Below are 17,227 nucleotides of genomic sequence, written 5' to 3' on the forward strand. Positions count from 1 at the left end.
GAGCAATGGTTAATTTTTACTTCGTGCAAAAGTAAAATTCCCATGTAAACACAGTTTCATCACAAGGTGAAGGATATGTTAAGTTTTGGGATTTCAATTCATGAAAAATGTCTGTTCAATTACATTTAAATTTATTTGGATTATTCAAAACTAATTTTGTACATTTGCAACCTGTTATTCAACCTCTGACGAAAAACGTGTAAGTTGCTTAGCCTTAACATTATATTATCATTAATAATGGATTTATTAAAGTACGTACAAGAGAAGTACATTGCAAAAAAAGAATTCCCGGAATTCAAAGCAGGTGATACAATTACTGTGTATTACGAAATTAAAGAAGGACAAAAAACAAGAACTCAGTTCTTCAAAGGGACAGTTATCCAATTAAGAGGTACAGGTTCTACAAAAACTTTCACTATCAGAAAAATGAGTGGTGATGTAGGTGTAGAAAGAGTATTCCCTATCAACATGCCAGCTCTTCAGAAGATTGAAGTTGACAGAAGAGGTAAAGTTAGAAGATCTAGAATTTACTACTTCAGAGATCTTAGAGGTAAGAAAGCAAGAATTAAAGACGCTGCTTACAAAAAGAAATAATTCAGACAACAATACATACAAAAGAAGCTGTTTACTCAATGTAAGCAGCTTCTTTTTTTATATATAAGATGTTTCATATAACTCTGATGCTATCCTGTAAACGGACTTCCCGTTCCTGTTTCAAGAAATAGCTTCAAACTATTGATAAATTGTACCCAGCCATTGGAACATATATGATAACATTCGACGTCAGGATGCAAACCCCTATGCGTAAGTTTCAGCAGAATTTCATTCTCATTTTTTTCAATTTCCCAAACGATAGTCGTTCCAATCCATTCTGTTTGATTTTTCAGCTCTGGAAGACCGATCAAAGAATCCACAACATACCATACAATTCTTGATTCAGGCACAGCTTCCTTTACCCGAAATGTCTTGTGAATATTGTCACCAAATTGTATAGTAAATACATCATCGGGTTCCCGGGAAGATCCGTTAAACATTTCTGACCACCATAAAGGAATTTTCCGGGTCAAAGCTTCATATGCCTTTTCAGGTGTAGTTATTACTTCTGTTGTATTGGTATAATTTTCCATAAATCCGTGTATTGGTAATACAATTTTATACAATTTATTTCATGGAAAACTATACATATGGCAAGAAAAGCTTTTAAAGTCAAAATTCTAAATCCTCCACTGTTTTCATTTTCGTTATGAACAGGCAAATTTCAAGAGTTCATGTTTTACCTTATAAACTCATATAAGGCTTCAAAAAATCGGGGATAAACTTCAATATGGGGAAGATGCCCTACATTATCGATTTCCGTTAATCTGGAACCAGGTATCTGCTGTTGTGTCTTTTTTCCCAGTTCCTGATATTGCCCCATCCTGGATTGAAGCTCTTTAGGTGCCCTATCCTTTCCTATTGCAGTTCTGTCCCTTGTTCCGATTATAAGCAAGGTTGGAGTTTTAATATTCTTAAATTCATAACAAACCGGTTGATTATAAATCATATCGGATGTGAGAGCAGCATCCCATGCCACAAGTGGATATTCTTTATGTAAAGTCCAACCAGCAATAAGATCCAGCCAGGGCTGATATTCTTTCTTCCATTGATTATCATAATAGAATTTTAGCTGATAATTTTTATAGGTTTCAGCTGTATTTTTAAACTCCGACTGATATGCCTGATCAATAGTCTGGTATGAAGCAAAGGTCTTATAATCTTCCAGGCCAATCGGGTTTTCAAGGACAAGCTTGTGAACCCTCTCAGGGTAAAGTAATGTAAAACGGGTTGCCAGCATTCCTCCCATAGAATGCCCCAAAACAATTGCTTTATCAATCTTTAATTCATCCAGTATTTTTTTTGTATTGTCTGCTAATTGCGAAAAAGAAAATTGATAACACTGAGGCTTGGAAGATTTACCAAATCCTATCTGATCGGGTATAATAACCCTGAAACCTTTAGCTGAAAGATCTTTCGCCGTTTGTTCCCAATACGCTCCGTTAAAGTTTTTCCCGTGAAGAAGCATAATTACTTTTCCATTGGGTTCTTTAGGCTTTACATCCATATAGGCCATTTTCAGATGCTGATTCTGAGTGTTCAAATCAATAAAATAAACTTCAAAAGGATATTGATAGTTCGTAAGCATGGCATCTAATGATTTTATCTGGGAAAACGATAAAAATGGTATCATCGATAGCATTAAAATCATAATGCTTTTTTTAAAATATTTCATGAATTCTTATTTATAGATTAAAATTAAAAAAACCGTTCCAAAAGAAACGGTTTTACTTATTATTTTCAGCTTAATTATCTTTTCAGGACAGTTGTTCAGCAACTTGCAATTCTTTTTTTACCGGCAAATTCATAAGTACAATAGCAAAAAGGATTAATGCAATGCCTGCCCATTGAACTAAAATTACTTTTTCACCCAACAAAACAAAAGCCATTGTCACAGAAACCGGAAGTTCCAGTGATGAAATAATGCTTCCCAAGCCCAATCCTGTATTTGGAAATCCCAAATTAAACAAAATGGGGGGAATGATAGTTCCAAAAACAGCAAGAACAAAGCCATAGGTCCAGAATATAGAATAATCAAAAGAATGAATATGTTGGGTATTGTCGGTAAAATTTAAATAAATTGATTTAAGACCATCAAAATAGAGGGGCCCGATCTGAGCAAAGAAAAGGAATGCCAGAATAACAATAGATCCTCCTGAAAGCATTACCATACTTTTACGTAGGACGGGTAAATGTGTAGCCAGTGTATTAGAGGTGAACATCGTCAGAGTATAGGAAGCTGCTGCCATTAATCCCCAAAAAACACCATGCCAGTCTAATTCTATATCCACATTAATAAGATTCGTAGCCAATACAGTTCCTATTAGTACAATAATTGTAGCGACCACTTTCCTCACGTTGGGAAATTTTCTGGTTAAGAAACTTTCTACAACCACACTAAACCATACAGACTGCATTAACAAAACAATCGCTATTGAAACATTGATATATTGAACTGCGATATAGTAAAATAAACTTGTACACCCCAGTGAAGTACCTGCCAGCATCAGCATCCTAACTTCTTTTCGGCTTGGTGATGATAATTTTGTTTTTGATGTTAAAGTCTGGATAAAATTCAGGATCAGAAGTCCTACTAATCCTAATACAAACTGAGCAGTGGTTACTTCGGATGTGGTATATCCATCATGATAAGACATTTTAACAAATGTAGCCAACATTCCATAAACACTTGCACCAATACCCACTAGCAATACGCCTTTCAATAAATTTTTCTTCTTCATAATCTTTTTAACAGCCTGCAAAGGTACAATATAATAATTTAATTCACCAGGAGGTAAAAAGCTTATAGATAAATAAAATCACCCCAGGTTTTCCCTGGGGTGATTGAAACTGAATAAAAAAAACAGCTTATTTTTTAACGATTACTTTAGACGCAGCTTCAAAGCCAAGGCCTTTTACTTTTACCATATAAGTTCCGTTGATCAAGCGATCTGTAGAAATAGCTTTTTTAGCATCCGGAGAAATTTTATCTTCAGAAGAAACAAGCTTTCCAGACATATCATAAATTTCCACACTTACTTTACCCATTGTATTGCTTGGGAAATTGATGAAAAATTCATTTTTAGCAGGATTAGGATAGATAGAAATTGAGGTATTTTTTACAGATTTCACTTCATCAGTAGCCAATAACGGACATTCATCAGGAATTGTGAAATCCTGAATCTGATCATTGATATTTGTTTTAACTCCTGCACTTGCATTCACTCCTAAACCTCTTTTTGCAAAAGTTCTCCATATCATACATTTATCTACTCCTCCGGTAGTTGCCTGTTCTGCAGCTAATATCGCATTTCTTCCATCAATAAATGTTGGATTACAAACCTGAAGTTTTAATGCATCGGTAACAAGTTGTAATATTCTTGAACTACCATTGGTTGTATTAGCAGTAACATCGGCAGAATAACCATATTTTGCTACATACTGCCAATGCAGATCCCATAACATCGTAGCCCATACAAATCCGATTGAATGCACATCAGGAACTATATTTCCACTTTGATTCGTATATTCCATTCCATTGGTATCTCCATAGGTATAATCGTTGATCGTGAAGTCAGGAGAATATTTTGCAGGGCGAATTCCTCCTCCATCCGGAAGCTGTCCTGCAGCATATGTTGCCATTCCTCTAGGAACAGAAGCATTATCTCCTATTTTATTGGTAAGCATTAAGGCAAAGAAATCCGACCAACCTTCACCCATTTGTTCTTTATCAGATGAAGCATTCAGACATCCATATCCGGTTCCCGTTAATCTGTTAGAAATTCCATGACCATATTCGTGTGTTACAATTCCATTATCAAAACTACCATCCGGAGTAACACTGGTTGCAGGATCATTCTTCAAAGTAACATTTACTGTTGTGGCCGCTGAAAGCTGGGTTTTAATATATTCTCCCTCTGCATTACTAATTAATACAGATGGAATAGTAACTGTTGCATCAGTTCCTGACATATTTCCTATAGTTGATCCATTCGCAGCATTATTATAGATAATGGCAGCAGTAGCTCCTGCATTCTGTAAATTCTTTGTTTTGATCACGAAAGCACAGGTTCCACGCTCAACCAAACCAATCTTCCCTGTAAGTGAACCTGCTGGTAATGCAGTACATCCATCTAATACGGATGATAATTGTACATTTCCAGTAACTCCAGTAGGGTTTAGTGCATTCCCGAATTCAGCAACACCAGCAGCGGGTTGGCGGGCTACCGCTGTACTAGGTGTATTATAGAAGAAAAGTCTATTTCTAGTCGACCATAAATACATCTGCATTCTCCCATTGTAATTATCCGGAGGACTGGAAAAGTTCGCGTTATTAGTACCTCCGCCATCTTGCGCTTCTGCATAAACTGAATCATCGTCTAATCCGCCAAGTCCAAAATTATTTTGCTGGAAATTTCTCGCAGATTCTGTAAATCCAAATTTATAGAATACATCATGCACTCTATTATTAATATAAAATAGATTGGTAATTGCTGCACTTTGATTCGCCGCAGGAGTTCCATTGATACTAAAAGGAAAATTAAAATTTCTTGAAGCTCCACCATCAGGTGAAAATCCAGGAAGATTTGCATTAGCTGTATCTTCATACGCATATACATTATTTCCCCTTGTATTGGTGTAATGGGTTGTGCCATCCGAATGCCATCCTTCTGGTGAGGAAGTCAACATCCATGGATTAGAAACTACAGATCTTGATCCGAATGTGGGCGCTTCCAATGGCGTTGGAAATACATTGTAACTTGCTGGATCAGCCACCAAAACCAAATTTTGCTGATAGCCATTCTCAGGACCGACAAAAGTATTATTATTCTCTATTGCTAATCCCTCTGAAGAATAAGAATCCGGTTTAAAATTACAAGATAATGTTAAATTATTCTTTTCTATGATTTTTCCATCATTGGCATCTACCAGAATATTCCAGTAATTGGAAGATTTTGGCTCCATCATAATAAACTCATAGGCTAAACGCAGATCTCCAGTAGACGTATTTGCATACACCAACCTTTGTTTAGCTGATTTTGTATTATTTAAGCTTTTTTCAAAAAATCCAAGAATTGAAAAATCAGCAATCTCAGTGTTTCCAAGTTCATTTGCTATTTTCTGAAGAGCTGCTGTTTTAGTGATTTGTGCAGAAACGGGAGTAGATTCTGTATAATTTTTCACAAAATTATCCGTGTAATAAACGATCTTACGATCTTTAATTAACGCAGTTCCTCCGGAACTGTATATAGGAATTCCATTATAAGTCTGTTGAAATTTTATAACATCACCATTTAATGACTTTGATGCATCCGTATTATCAATAACAAAATTAGTGAGATCGGACTTTTTATATTCTCTGATCTTATTCTGAGAAATATAGTCTTTGATAATCTGAGTATTTTCCTGTGAAAATAATTGTAAAGATGGAATAACTGCGAAAGCAGCAACCATAAGAGGTAGTTTTATTCTTTTCATTTATACTGAACAATTTTTAATATTGAAATTTATTAGACTTTATATTTCCTGATCTTACTTTGTGAAACATAATTTTACTTAACCTTTCCTTATATATTAATATTAAGAAAACGAACAAAGATCAAATACTGCGGATACAGTAAAAAAAATGGATCGGGTTATATTTTTCATATATATTAACAAAGCCGCTAATTTACAAATATTTACTAATCAAAAATCATTTTAATTGATTTTATTACATGAAAATAAAATTATAAGTATTTTTTTCCACATCAATACTTATTTAAACATTTACATAATTAATTTTTTATACTTAAACTCTATAAAACAGACAGCTATTTTTATTAAAAATACGATAATTAGAAATAAAAAAAGCCACTCTTACGAGTGGCTTCATATTCATAAATGATTAAGGATTATTTACCTTCTTCCATTTTTCTTTTTAATTCTGCTAATGCATCAATATCTCCCAATGTAGATCTTTCTTCGTTTGAAGAAGATGAAGAAGAAGTATTAGATCTGTTGTTAGATTCTTTTACATTTTTCTTTTCCTCATCTCTGAAGATACCTGTGTGAGATACTACTACTCTCTTGAACTCCTTGTTGAATTCGATTACTTTGAACTCAGCATCTTCACCTTTTTTGATTTTAGATCCATCTTCTTTCTCTAATAATCTTGAAGGGCAGAACGCTTCAACCTCAGCATCTTCGAATTGTACAGAAGCACCTTTATCGTGTACTTCTACAGCTTTACCAGCATGGATAGTTCCTTCAGCATATTTAGTTTCGAATTTATCCCAAGGGTTTTCAGTCAATTGCTTGTGACCTAAAGATAATCTTCTTGCCTGGATATCTAATTCCAATACGATAACATCTAATTTGTCTCCTACAGCGCAGAATTCAGATGGATGCTTGATTTTCTTAGTCCAAGAAAGATCAGAAATGTAGATTAGACCGTCGATACCTTCTTCCAACTCTACGAATACACCAAAGTTTGTGAAGTTTCTTACAGTTCCTACATGCTGAGATCCAACAGGATATTTAGCTTCGATATTTTCCCAAGGATCTTTAGATAATTGTTTCATACCTAGAGAGATTTTTCTGTCCTCTCTATCTAAAGTAAGTACTTCAGCTTCAACTTCATCACCTACTTTTACAAAATCACCAGCAGATCTCAAGTGAGTAGACCAAGACATTTCAGAAACGTGGATCAATCCTTCTACACCTGGAGCGATTTCTACGAATGCACCATAGTCAGCAAGAACGACTACTTTTCCTTTTACTTTATCTCCAACTTTCAGGTCAGCAGAAAGAGCATCCCAAGGATGAGCTTCTAATTGCTTCATACCTAACTGGATTCTTGTTTTCTCATCATCGAAATCAAGGATAACAACTTTTACAGTTTGTCCATCTTCTAAGATTTCAGATGGGTGGTTCACTCTAGACCAAGAAAGGTCTGTAATGTGGATCAATCCATCTACACCTCCTAAGTCAATGAATACACCGTAAGAAGTAATGTTCTTAACAGTTCCTTCAAGAACTTGTCCTTTTTCAAGCTGAGCGATGATTTCTTTTTTCTGACCTTCGATATCTGCTTCGATCAATGCTTTGTGAGATACTACTACGTTTTTGAATTCAGGGTTGATTTTCACAACTTTGAACTCCATAGTTTTACCTACGAACTGATCGTAATCTTTAATTGGCTTAACATCAATTTGAGAACCTGGTAAGAATGCTTCGATTCCGTGTACGTCAACGATCATACCTCCTTTAGTTCTAGATTTCACAAAACCGTTAACGATTTCTCCAGTTTCGTGAAGTTCGTTTACTCTATCCCAAGCTTTAAGCGTTCTTGCTTTTCTGTGAGATAATTGTAATTGTCCAGTTTTGTCTTCTCTTCTGTCAACCATTACTTCTACCTCATCACCTACTTGTAATCCTTGGTTGTAACGGAATTCGTTAAGAGAAATAACACCTTCTGATTTGAAGTTGATGTCTACGATAGCTTCTTTATCAGTTAATCTTACAACTCTACCAACTAAAACGTCGTTATCGTTTAAGCTGTTTAAAGATCCGTTGTAGATTTCTTCTAAATCACTTTTTTCTTTTCTCGCATCTGCATCAAGACCTGATTCGAATGAATCCCAATCAAATTGTTCTGGTGCTACGTTTTGGTTTAATAAAACCTCTGCTGAATTTGTCTCTTTTGACATTTTCTAATAAAATTTGTATTCCTTCTTTTTTAACGGTTTGAATAAATGTGGATTTAAAAAATACGGAAGTAATTAATTTTTAATAATTTACCTCTTCAAACCTTGACCACAAAAAGTGGGTGCAAATATACGAATATTATTTAATATAAACAATATTTTAATCCGCAGAAACGTCACACCTAAATGCCTGATTGTCAAAATTAAAATCATTAAAAGATTAAAATACATCTTCGCCAACAATCTTTACAACAACTTACAGCTTATGACTCTAAATTCCTAGCCACCTATTTTCACTATCTTTGCCCAATGGAACTACAATCAATTTATCAAAAACTGCAAATTCAGGATATGAATCAGATGCAGAAATCTACTTATAAAGCTTCTGAAAACAATACGGATATTGTATTGCTCTCTCCTACCGGATCAGGGAAGACGCTTGCTTTTTTATTTCCGGTTCTAAGAAATCTGAAAAAAGACGTTCAGGGAGTCCAGGCATTGATATTAGTTCCGGCCAGAGAATTGGCTCTACAAATTGAACAGGTGTTCAAGTCAATGGGAACGGATTTTAAGGTTTCCGTTTGCTATGGTGGCCATGATAAAAAGATTGAGGTTAATAATTTAATTGAAGCTCCTGCCGTATTGATTGGAACACCGGGAAGAGTTGTTTACCACGTAAGAAACAATAATTTTGATCCTAAGACAATTAAGACATTGGTTCTTGATGAGTTTGATAAAGCATTAGAGCTAGGCTTTCATGATGATATGGAATTTATTTCTAATTCTTTAAAAGGGTTATCCCAAAGAATTTTAACTTCTGCAACTGCCATGGATGAAATCCCTTCATTTACCGGGCTGAAAGATGAAAAAGTAATCAGTTTCCTTAAAGAAAACGATATTAAACCTGATTTACAACTGAGAAAAGTAATGACAATTCCGGAAGAAAAGCTGGATACACTTTTCAATCTTGTTTGTAAAATCGGAAATAAAAGAACGCTGATTTTCTGTAATCACCGTGACGCAGTAGACCGTATTTCCGAACTTCTTCATCAAATGGGAATTGACAGGGAAACATTCCACGGGGGTATGGAACAGGACGAAAGAGAACGGGCTTTACTGAAATTCAGAAATGACTCTGCAAGAATCCTAATCACAACCGACCTTGCCGCCCGGGGACTTGATATACCTGAAGTAGAGTCTATTGTTCATTATCAACTACCTCCCAAAGAAGATGCTTTCATTCACAGAAACGGACGTACCGCGAGGATGAATGCTAAAGGTTTTGTTTACCTTATCATGACAGAGGAAGAAAATTTTCCTTTTATCAAAAATAATACGCCTGAAGAAAGTGTTTCAGGATACGATAAAGCTCCTGAAAAGACACCTTTTCAAACAATTTATATCAGTGCAGGTAAGAAAGACAAAGTTAATAAAGTAGATATTGTGGGTTATCTCATTAAAAAAGGAGAATTACAAAAGGAGGATATCGGGCTGATTGAAGTGAAAGACACAACATCATATGTTGCTGTTTCCAGGAAGAAAGTAAATTCATTGTTAAAGAAATTATCCAATGAAAAGCTTAAAGGAAAAAAAGTCAAAATGGAGATAGCGTATTAAACGACATCAATTTTAAGATAAAAAAGAAAGCGGCCATTATTTATTAATAGCCGCTTTCCTTTTACAATAATATTAAAAAACTTATTTGATGATCAGTTTTTGACTATACATTCCTTTGGAAGAATTAATATTAATAATATAAACTCCTTTTGGAATGTTCATGTTAAATTCTTTTGTAAAATCTCCATTACCTTGATAGGAATCCGAAGAGATCAGCCTGCCACTTGAATCAAATAGAGTAACTTTTATTTCTCCTGATAAATTCCTGGATTTAACAAAGAAATTCCCATTACTCGGATTAGGGTAAATTTTGATATCATTTCCTGATACAGCGGAAGCATCCTTTGTCCCTAAATTTTGTGTTTCGCGGGTACAAACTTCAAGCGACCAAGAATTAATTGTTCCCACATCACCTGCATAATTGTCCGATGCGAACAACTTCCATTCTCCCTGAGCCTTATGCCCTTTAAAGATTGCTAATGATTCATCAGATTTCGTTTCTCCCTGAATCGGAGAAGCACAAGCTACTGCATTACCTGTATCTGTGAACGAAGCTGTAATACCTGAATATGCCGCATTTCCACATTTTCTGTTCCATATGAGAGCAGAAGATCCTTGCGGACTTTCTATACCAACAGCCAAATCACTTACATAAGGGTGTGCTATAGTTGGAGTTACTTTAATTTTAGTAATAACTCCGGTATTATTTACCATTAAAGGAACAATAACTTTAGGTGAAGAAATCTTGTTCCCTCCAGGTCCATCTGTAATGCCAACAGCTGGTCCATTATAAGTATACGTTGCACATGTTTCTCCGGTTACATTATAATCAATAACAAAACTTGGACTTACCGCATAATAAACATTTCCTATAGCTTCAATCAGAATGTATGCGTTTGCCGAAGTTGATCCGGCAGGAATTGTAATCTGTTCGCTACCGTCATTAGGTGTATTTGCTGCCAGCACGGTAAATGTTTGCCCTCCGTCGGTAGATAATTTAATCGTAACATTTGCTGTATTAATCGGAGCCTGAGTGGTATTGGCAACATCCCAGGTTATAGTTGCTGAATTTCCGGAACTTAACGACTGTCCAAATGTCGGAGCTGTAATTTTGAAAGGCCCCGATGCAGCATCAACCGTTATTACCGTTTCATCTTTGCTCGTTTGCGGAGCAGTAGGATGATTATTTCTTGCCGTAACTGTAAAATTAAGTGTCCTTGCCACACTGGATAAAGACTCCCAACGGGTCGCATATACTCCGGCCAATACTTTATTAAAATCAGGGAAGTACCTTACAGGTGTACTTACCGGAGGTAAGGACCGGAAAGTAGGACCGGAAGGTTTGGCAGCATAGGTAAGAGAGTTCACCGTTCCTGTTTGTGCCGAACCGGAATCCATCTGCTCCCACGTATAAGTATAACCAGCACTATTGGCATCTGTTGTGGTTGCTTTCAATGCGAAAGGTGTAGATTTAGGAATTGTATAATCAGCTCCGGCATTTACTGCTGGTGCAGGGTTAGCAAACGGCACATTAACACCGCATGCCACGCCATTGATCACATCTTTGATCTCTTTAAGATTAAAAGCATGAAAATAATCAAATGAGTTAAACTGCACATCACTATTACCACCCATAATACCTGTATAAGCCATAATCGTAGATCCACTTCCCGGCTCTACTAAAGAAGCATCCGTATAGCTTGCATTATAAAGCGTAAATGTATGGTTCGCCCCCATCTGATGACCCATTTCATGAGCAACATAGTCTATATCGAATTTATCTCCTTCAGGAAAATTATGAGCTGTCCATCCACCTGCTTTAGCATTATCATCACAGATTACTCCGATATCTCCTGCCTGGCCGTTACCATTCTTTTTATCCAGCAAATGACCCATATCGTAGTCCTGAGCTGCAATACGCGCTGAAATCTGGGTTTGAGCTTCACCAGGTCCTCCGTTGGTATAAGGATCTGCAGTAGGTTCTAAAAAAATAAGCACATCATTATTGGCAATTAAATTAAAATGTAATGACAGATCTTTTTCAAATAACTGATTAAGACGGGTTAATGTCGTATTCATAGCTGCCAGTACTACCGCTTTTTTCTGCGCTTCCGTAGCATTTGCCGGTGTTCCGGCTGCTGTTAAATGATACTGGGCATATTCCCCGGTACATGACATAGCCAGCCTGAAAGTATTGAAACCTGCGGCTTTTTTGTTTTGTGCACCATTTTTACTAGATAGGGACTTCGTTGCCAGATTTTCAGCAGTACCACAAATGAAAGGTTCTGCCTCCTGGTTCTTTCTTGCTTTTGAATCGAATACAGCATATACTGTTCCGTCCTGTGAATAAGGTTCAATAAATTCAGAATTACCGGATCTTGTAATCATGGATGAAAAACCTACCGGTGAAAGACTAAATCTTAAATAAGCAGACGGGTCTTCTATTCCCCTTCCCATATAAGATTTTATGTCTGGATATTTCTCCTGTAATTCAGGAGCCATATTGGAATATTCCCATACCTGAAACCTTTCTGTTTTCCCATTGATATCAGGAATTGAAATAACAACACCTTTTCCCTCAGAAGTTTTAGAAGATGTATTTTTAAGGGTTTGTTTTAAAGCGTTTATATCTAATGTATACAAGCCTGAAAATTCCAGTTTTTCCTGTACTTTTTTTACGCTTTGTGAACGTAGTTCTGTTCTCTTCCATTGTGATGACCCCATAAAAGGAACCATCGCCAATGCGATCAATAAGTAGAATTTCATATCTATAATAATTTAAACTGTTTGTGTTAAGGTTGGTATATGTTCTAACTCACGCAAACATCTTAAATAAAATAAACGATATTTTCCAGAGCCTAAAACACTTTACAAAAAAAGCAAAAAATTAAACACAAAAACCATAATATTAATAATAAATAACACTCATTATTAACATTTTCACAATTAACTTAAATTATTTTACGATAGAAGTAAATAGATTAAAAATTTTATATAAAATAAGATTTAAAAAGAAATAAATTCAAATACACATGAAATAACATCAATGAAATCAAAGCCCACCTCACTGATTACCTGAATATTACATGTAATTTTCAAGTAACTAAATCACTGATAAAAGATTTAACAACAATAAATGGAATCGATTATCTTGTCCCTTTTACCCTTGTTGGTAAAGTATATACTGACTTTGAAGCAGTAATAAAAAGAATATCATTATGCTTTCCTCCGAATGTTACGTTAGAGGTCCATTCCTCTTCTATTGGAATATGATAGATTTTCTTACCATCGCGATTAAACACCGTAACCCCATTACCTGTTAAATAAACATTCCCGTGCTTATCTAATGTCATTCCGTCAGACCCCATTTCACAGAACAGTCTCTTCTCAGAAAGTTCTCCTGCATCCAATATGTCGTATACATAAGTTTTTCCTGCATCAATATCAGAAACATAGAGTTTTCTGTATTTCTCACTTCCGGCAATGCCATTGGGCTGGGTAAAAGTATCGATTTTTTTTACTTTACCTTCTTTATTTCTGTAGTAAAGACTTTTATGAGGAATTTCCTGTTTAAAATCAATCCAGTAATCTCTCTTATACAAAGGATCAGTAAAGTACATTCCACCTGAAGAATCTCCCCATACATCATTCGGACCATTAAGCCTTTTTCCTTCGAAACCTTTTAATAAAATCTGAATCTTTTTATCTTTAGAGATCTTCCAGATCTCGCCCTGATCATCAGAACAGGTAATCAGATTATCGTCTTGATCAAAATGGGTTCCATTGGCGCGTCCTGTTTTGCTTAAAAATTCCCGGATTTCATTTGTTTTCCAATCCCAATAATAAATTTTATCATTGGGCTGATCTGTAAAATAAACATTCCCTTCTTTATCTGAGGAGGGCCCCTCAGTAAAACCGAACCGGTCTGAAATCTTCTCTGGCATTACATCATGATAAAACATACGGGTATAATTTACTGATTGACAATTTAGTAATACTAAAACCAAACCAACCCAAGTCATTTTAAAAAGATTCTTCATTTCTTATTTCATTTTAGGCTCACAATGTACAACATGAAAAAATAAAATTCAAGAATTATTTTCTCATTTTGATACAATAATAAAAAATTGATAAATGTCCTATTTGTCCTATCCAATACGTGTATACTATTAGTAATGTATTCCCTTAATTAAGAGCTTTGCGGTAAGAAACTCAATAGATGTTTTTTAATAAAAAAAACAACAAAATGAGGGATTATTCAGTTGGTTATTTAAAATAAAAGAATGAATACAGACACCAAACCCGAAAAGGTTATAGCAATAGAGAATGAAGCTTTCAGAAATTCTGTGGGAACAATGGATGATACAGGAAAAAGAAAATGGGTGTTCCCCCGCAAACCCAAGGGGAAATATACCAATTACAGAAATTACACCAGCTACATCCTGCTTGCTTTGTTTTTTATTCTGCCTTTCGTAACTATTAATCATAACCCTTTTCTTCTGATTAATGTTATCGACAGAAAATTTTTCATTGTGGGGCAACCTTTTTATCTCCAGGATTTTTTTATTCTGGCTCTGGGCGCTGTTACTTCTGTCATATTTGTTATGCTTTTTACAGTAGTTTTCGGACGAATATTCTGTGGCTGGCTTTGTCCGCAAACTCTTTTTATGGAGATGGTTTTCAGAAAAATAGAATATTGGATCGAAGGTGACCGTAATAAGCAAATGAAGCTGGACCGACAGGAATGGAATAGTGAAAAAATAAGAAAGAGGAGTCTGAAATGGTCGGTATTCCTTTTGGTTTCATTAATTATCAGTCATTTCATGTTCATGTATATTGTAGGATACAGAGAGGTTTTTAAAATCATGAGTGAAGGCCCTGCAGAACATTCTTTGAAATTCATTGTTATGCTTTCTTTTACAGCTGTTTTTTATTTTACTTTCGCATGGCTCCGTGAGCAGGTATGTACATTGGTATGCCCCTACGGACGCTTACAGGGAGTTCTTATTGATAAACAAACCATCAATGTATATTATGATTTTAAAAGAGGTGAAAACCGTTCCAAATGGAAAAACGGTGAAGACCGAAAATCAGAAGGAAAAGGAGATTGTATCGATTGCCAGCAATGTGTCGTGGTTTGCCCTACAGGAATAGACATCAGAAACGGCCAACAGCTTGAATGTATTAATTGCACGGCGTGTATTGATGCCTGTGATGAAGTAATGGAAAAAATAGGTCTTCCAAAAGGATTGGTTCGCTACGCAACTGAAGCTGAAATTGAAAACCAATCCAGGTTTATTTTTACCTCCAGAATGAAAGTCACTACGGTTTTTCTGGCATTATTAATCGGTTTTCTTGGTTTTCTAATGTATGACCGTGGATCTATGGAGGCCAAATTTATTAAACCTGCCGGATCCACTTTCTTTACAAAAAATGGAAAAATAACGAATACATTTATTTATACTTTTTTAAACAAAACCAATGAGAAAAAGGTTTTAACAATAAAAGTAATAAGTCCTAAAAATGGCGAGATCACTTTTTTTGGTTCAGATAAAATTGTATTAAAGGGAGATCAGATTTTAAAAGGTAACATTAATATTACATTTCCTGAAAAAGACATCCGATTTTCCAAACAGAACATTGTGATTGCTGTACTTGATGAAAAAGGCAAAATTGTGGATACTTTTGAAACAACTTTTGAGGGACCTTTCAAACTTTTGTTGTAGCCAAAAAGTTTATGATTTATACTTTTGAATAAACTGAGTCGGGGTTATTCCGGAAGTTTTCCGGAATACCCTCACAAAATAAGAATATTCTTCATATCCTAATCTGAAGGCAATCTCAACAAGACTTTCGCTTAAATACATCAGCATCCGTTTTGCTTCCAGCACTACCCTTTCAGTAATAACTTCAGTAGCCGTTTTCTGAACCATAGTCTGCGTAATCCTGTTCAGGTGTTTAGGAGAAATATCCAGCAAAGAAGCATAAAATGAAATCGATTTTTCTTTTGTAAAATGTTCTTCGAGTAAAGTCTCAAAATCCTGATAGTGCTTTAAATATGAAATACTAACCGGGGAATTAAAAGTATTGTATTCTTTAGAAAACAACCTTGATGAGGTGATATACATTTTTGTAATCACTGAAAGTATCAGCCCCTCCTTCATAAGGTTATGAGAATAATACTCATTCTGAATCTCTTCAAACAAACCAACCATTGGGTTCAGGTATTTTTTTTCAAGCTGAAGCTTTCTTAAAAAATTAACCGAACTAAAAAAAGGGAAGTTTCTCAGATGCTGATTGATATAATGCATATCATAAAATTCCTGAGATAAGAAAAAAATATACCCGTCCGTGTCTTCCGAAAGTTCCCAGCTGTGGACCTGACCGGGTGATAGAAAAAACATGCTTCCCTCTGAGACATCATACCTGTGAAAATCGACTTCATGAATTCCTGTACCTTTTGTAAAAAGCACCGTTACGTAAAAATCATGCCGATGGGGCTTCTCAATATGTTTATGGCTACTGACCAGATGATCTTTCATTGTATTGAAATAAAAATCCGAAGTATTTTTCCCGGACTGAAAAAGATCAATATGAAGTACAGATATAGAATTCAAATCTATTAATTTACTTCAAAATTAAAAAAAGACTTCCATTTAATCTTAAATAGCACTGGAAGATTATAGTATTTCAAGAAAAGAAAAGAGTTTTAAGAATATATTTTGGATGGTAAATTTGTAAAAAAATTCAAAAAAAATTATCTTTGAAGATTAGGATTCATAAAATGAAGATAAATTTACCCGATAAGCTGTATTATTCAATAGGAGAAGTTGCTAAAGCATTTGATGTAAACACTTCATTAATACGTTATTGGGAGCAGGAATTCCCTATTATCAAACCTAAAAAAAACAAGAAAGGTAACCGGTACTTCACCCCTGAGGATATTAAAAACCTGCAGATCATTTACCATCTGGTGAAAGAAAAAGGTTACACGCTGGATGGAGCAAAGATCGCTTTGGCAACAAACAGTAAAATATCCGAAACCATTACTATTATCGACCGTCTGGAATTCGTAAAAGCTGAATTACTGAAATTAAAAGAATCTTTAGTAGAAAAAGACTCTGAATAACAGAAACGGATAAAAAATACCCTAACATTTTTTTCCAAATATCAGATTTTACATAAACATCTGCTAATCCTGTGATGATCAATTTTCTGCCCCTTTTCACACCTTGGCAAAATAAGATCAGCAATGAAAGCTCAATGACTTTTTCACTTATTTATTTTATTTTTTGGCATTATTTTAGTTAGTAAGAAACCAAATTTAA

12 protein-coding genes are annotated in these 17,227 nt (G+C 35.1%); 4 read left to right on the forward strand and 8 right to left on the reverse strand.

What is annotated here, in order from left to right:
• Positions 1–237: 237 nt before the first annotated feature.
• Positions 238–594: a 50S ribosomal protein L19 gene (rplS, locus tag AAEU33_RS19010; protein WP_172277465.1), complete on the forward strand. Its 357-nt coding sequence runs from the start codon at positions 238–240 to the stop codon at positions 592–594.
• A gap of 89 nt (positions 595–683) precedes the next feature.
• Here rplS and AAEU33_RS19015 read toward each other — a convergent pair whose 3' ends face one another.
• From AAEU33_RS19015 to rpsA, 5 genes are all read right to left on the reverse strand, one after another.
• The gene (locus tag AAEU33_RS19015; RefSeq protein ID WP_345989679.1) at positions 684–1,127 is read right to left on the reverse strand and encodes an SRPBCC domain-containing protein; all 444 of its coding nucleotides are present in this window, start codon (positions 1,125–1,127) and stop codon (positions 684–686) included.
• Positions 1,128–1,273: 146 nt separating this feature from the next.
• Positions 1,274–2,269: an alpha/beta hydrolase gene (locus tag AAEU33_RS19020; RefSeq protein ID WP_345989681.1), complete on the reverse strand. Its 996-nt coding sequence runs from the start codon at positions 2,267–2,269 to the stop codon at positions 1,274–1,276.
• 82 nt (positions 2,270–2,351) lie between these two features.
• On the reverse strand, positions 2,352–3,335 hold the full coding sequence (locus tag AAEU33_RS19025; protein ID WP_345989682.1) for a DMT family transporter: 984 nt from the start codon (positions 3,333–3,335) through the stop codon (positions 2,352–2,354).
• Between the two features lie 127 nt (positions 3,336–3,462).
• Positions 3,463–6,072, reverse strand: coding sequence for a T9SS-dependent M36 family metallopeptidase (locus AAEU33_RS19030; protein ID WP_345989684.1), 2,610 nt, complete (start codon positions 6,070–6,072; stop codon positions 3,463–3,465).
• Positions 6,073–6,488: 416 nt separating this feature from the next.
• The gene (rpsA, locus tag AAEU33_RS19035; protein WP_172277450.1) at positions 6,489–8,285 is read right to left on the reverse strand and encodes a 30S ribosomal protein S1; all 1,797 of its coding nucleotides are present in this window, start codon (positions 8,283–8,285) and stop codon (positions 6,489–6,491) included.
• Positions 8,286–8,591: 306 nt separating this feature from the next.
• On the opposite strand from rpsA, the gene AAEU33_RS19040 reads away from it, so the two are divergent.
• Positions 8,592–9,899 (forward strand): DEAD/DEAH box helicase, encoded by a 1,308-nt coding sequence (locus tag AAEU33_RS19040; protein ID WP_345989686.1) that lies wholly within the window; start codon positions 8,592–8,594, stop codon positions 9,897–9,899.
• An 81-nt stretch (positions 9,900–9,980) separates the two neighbouring features.
• Here the strand turns inward: AAEU33_RS19040 and AAEU33_RS19045 are convergent, their stop codons facing one another.
• Entirely contained in the window at positions 9,981–12,665 is a 2,685-nt protein-coding gene (locus AAEU33_RS19045) for a reprolysin-like metallopeptidase (protein WP_345989687.1), read from the reverse strand.
• A 380-nt stretch (positions 12,666–13,045) separates the two neighbouring features.
• Positions 13,046–13,939: an SMP-30/gluconolactonase/LRE family protein gene (locus AAEU33_RS19050; RefSeq protein WP_172277441.1), complete on the reverse strand. Its 894-nt coding sequence runs from the start codon at positions 13,937–13,939 to the stop codon at positions 13,046–13,048.
• A 243-nt stretch (positions 13,940–14,182) separates the two neighbouring features.
• Here AAEU33_RS19050 and ccoG point away from each other — a divergent pair, with 243 nt between their 5' ends.
• Complete coding sequence (gene ccoG / locus AAEU33_RS19055; protein ID WP_345989689.1) at positions 14,183–15,625, forward strand: cytochrome c oxidase accessory protein CcoG; 1,443 nt, start codon at positions 14,183–14,185, stop codon at positions 15,623–15,625.
• A gap of 9 nt (positions 15,626–15,634) precedes the next feature.
• Here the strand turns inward: ccoG and AAEU33_RS19060 are convergent, their stop codons facing one another.
• Complete coding sequence (locus AAEU33_RS19060) at positions 15,635–16,516, reverse strand: AraC family transcriptional regulator (RefSeq protein ID WP_345989691.1); 882 nt, start codon at positions 16,514–16,516, stop codon at positions 15,635–15,637.
• 167 nt (positions 16,517–16,683) lie between these two features.
• Here AAEU33_RS19060 and AAEU33_RS19065 point away from each other — a divergent pair, with 167 nt between their 5' ends.
• Complete coding sequence (locus tag AAEU33_RS19065) at positions 16,684–17,028, forward strand: MerR family transcriptional regulator (protein WP_172277432.1); 345 nt, start codon at positions 16,684–16,686, stop codon at positions 17,026–17,028.
• The last annotated feature ends 199 nt before the right edge of the window (positions 17,029–17,227 follow it).

Source organism: Chryseobacterium sp. Chry.R1 (genome assembly GCF_039645525.1).
GTDB classification, from domain to species: domain Bacteria; phylum Bacteroidota; class Bacteroidia; order Flavobacteriales; family Weeksellaceae; genus Chryseobacterium; species Chryseobacterium proteolyticum.

What these genes read in the sequence shown, in the direction of transcription:
- AAEU33_RS19040 (WP_345989686.1), top strand. Translation starts at nt 8,592, where the DNA reads ATGGAACTACAATCAATTTATCAAAAACTGCAAATTCAGGATATGAAT.
- ccoG (WP_345989689.1), top strand. Translation starts at nt 14,183, where the DNA reads ATGAATACAGACACCAAACCCGAAAAGGTTATAGCAATAGAGAATGAA.
- AAEU33_RS19065 (WP_172277432.1), top strand. Translation starts at nt 16,684, where the DNA reads ATGAAGATAAATTTACCCGATAAGCTGTATTATTCAATAGGAGAAGTT.
- AAEU33_RS19015 (WP_345989679.1), bottom strand. Translation starts at nt 1,127, where the DNA reads ATGGAAAATTATACCAATACAACAGAAGTAATAACTACACCTGAAAAG.
- rplS (WP_172277465.1), top strand. Translation starts at nt 238, where the DNA reads ATGGATTTATTAAAGTACGTACAAGAGAAGTACATTGCAAAAAAAGAA.
- AAEU33_RS19025 (WP_345989682.1), bottom strand. Translation starts at nt 3,335, where the DNA reads ATGAAGAAGAAAAATTTATTGAAAGGCGTATTGCTAGTGGGTATTGGT.
- AAEU33_RS19030 (WP_345989684.1), bottom strand. Translation starts at nt 6,072, where the DNA reads ATGAAAAGAATAAAACTACCTCTTATGGTTGCTGCTTTCGCAGTTATT.
- AAEU33_RS19045 (WP_345989687.1), bottom strand. Translation starts at nt 12,665, where the DNA reads ATGAAATTCTACTTATTGATCGCATTGGCGATGGTTCCTTTTATGGGG.
- AAEU33_RS19050 (WP_172277441.1), bottom strand. Translation starts at nt 13,939, where the DNA reads ATGAAGAATCTTTTTAAAATGACTTGGGTTGGTTTGGTTTTAGTATTA.
- AAEU33_RS19020 (WP_345989681.1), bottom strand. Translation starts at nt 2,269, where the DNA reads ATGAAATATTTTAAAAAAAGCATTATGATTTTAATGCTATCGATGATA.
- rpsA (WP_172277450.1), bottom strand. Translation starts at nt 8,285, where the DNA reads ATGTCAAAAGAGACAAATTCAGCAGAGGTTTTATTAAACCAAAACGTA.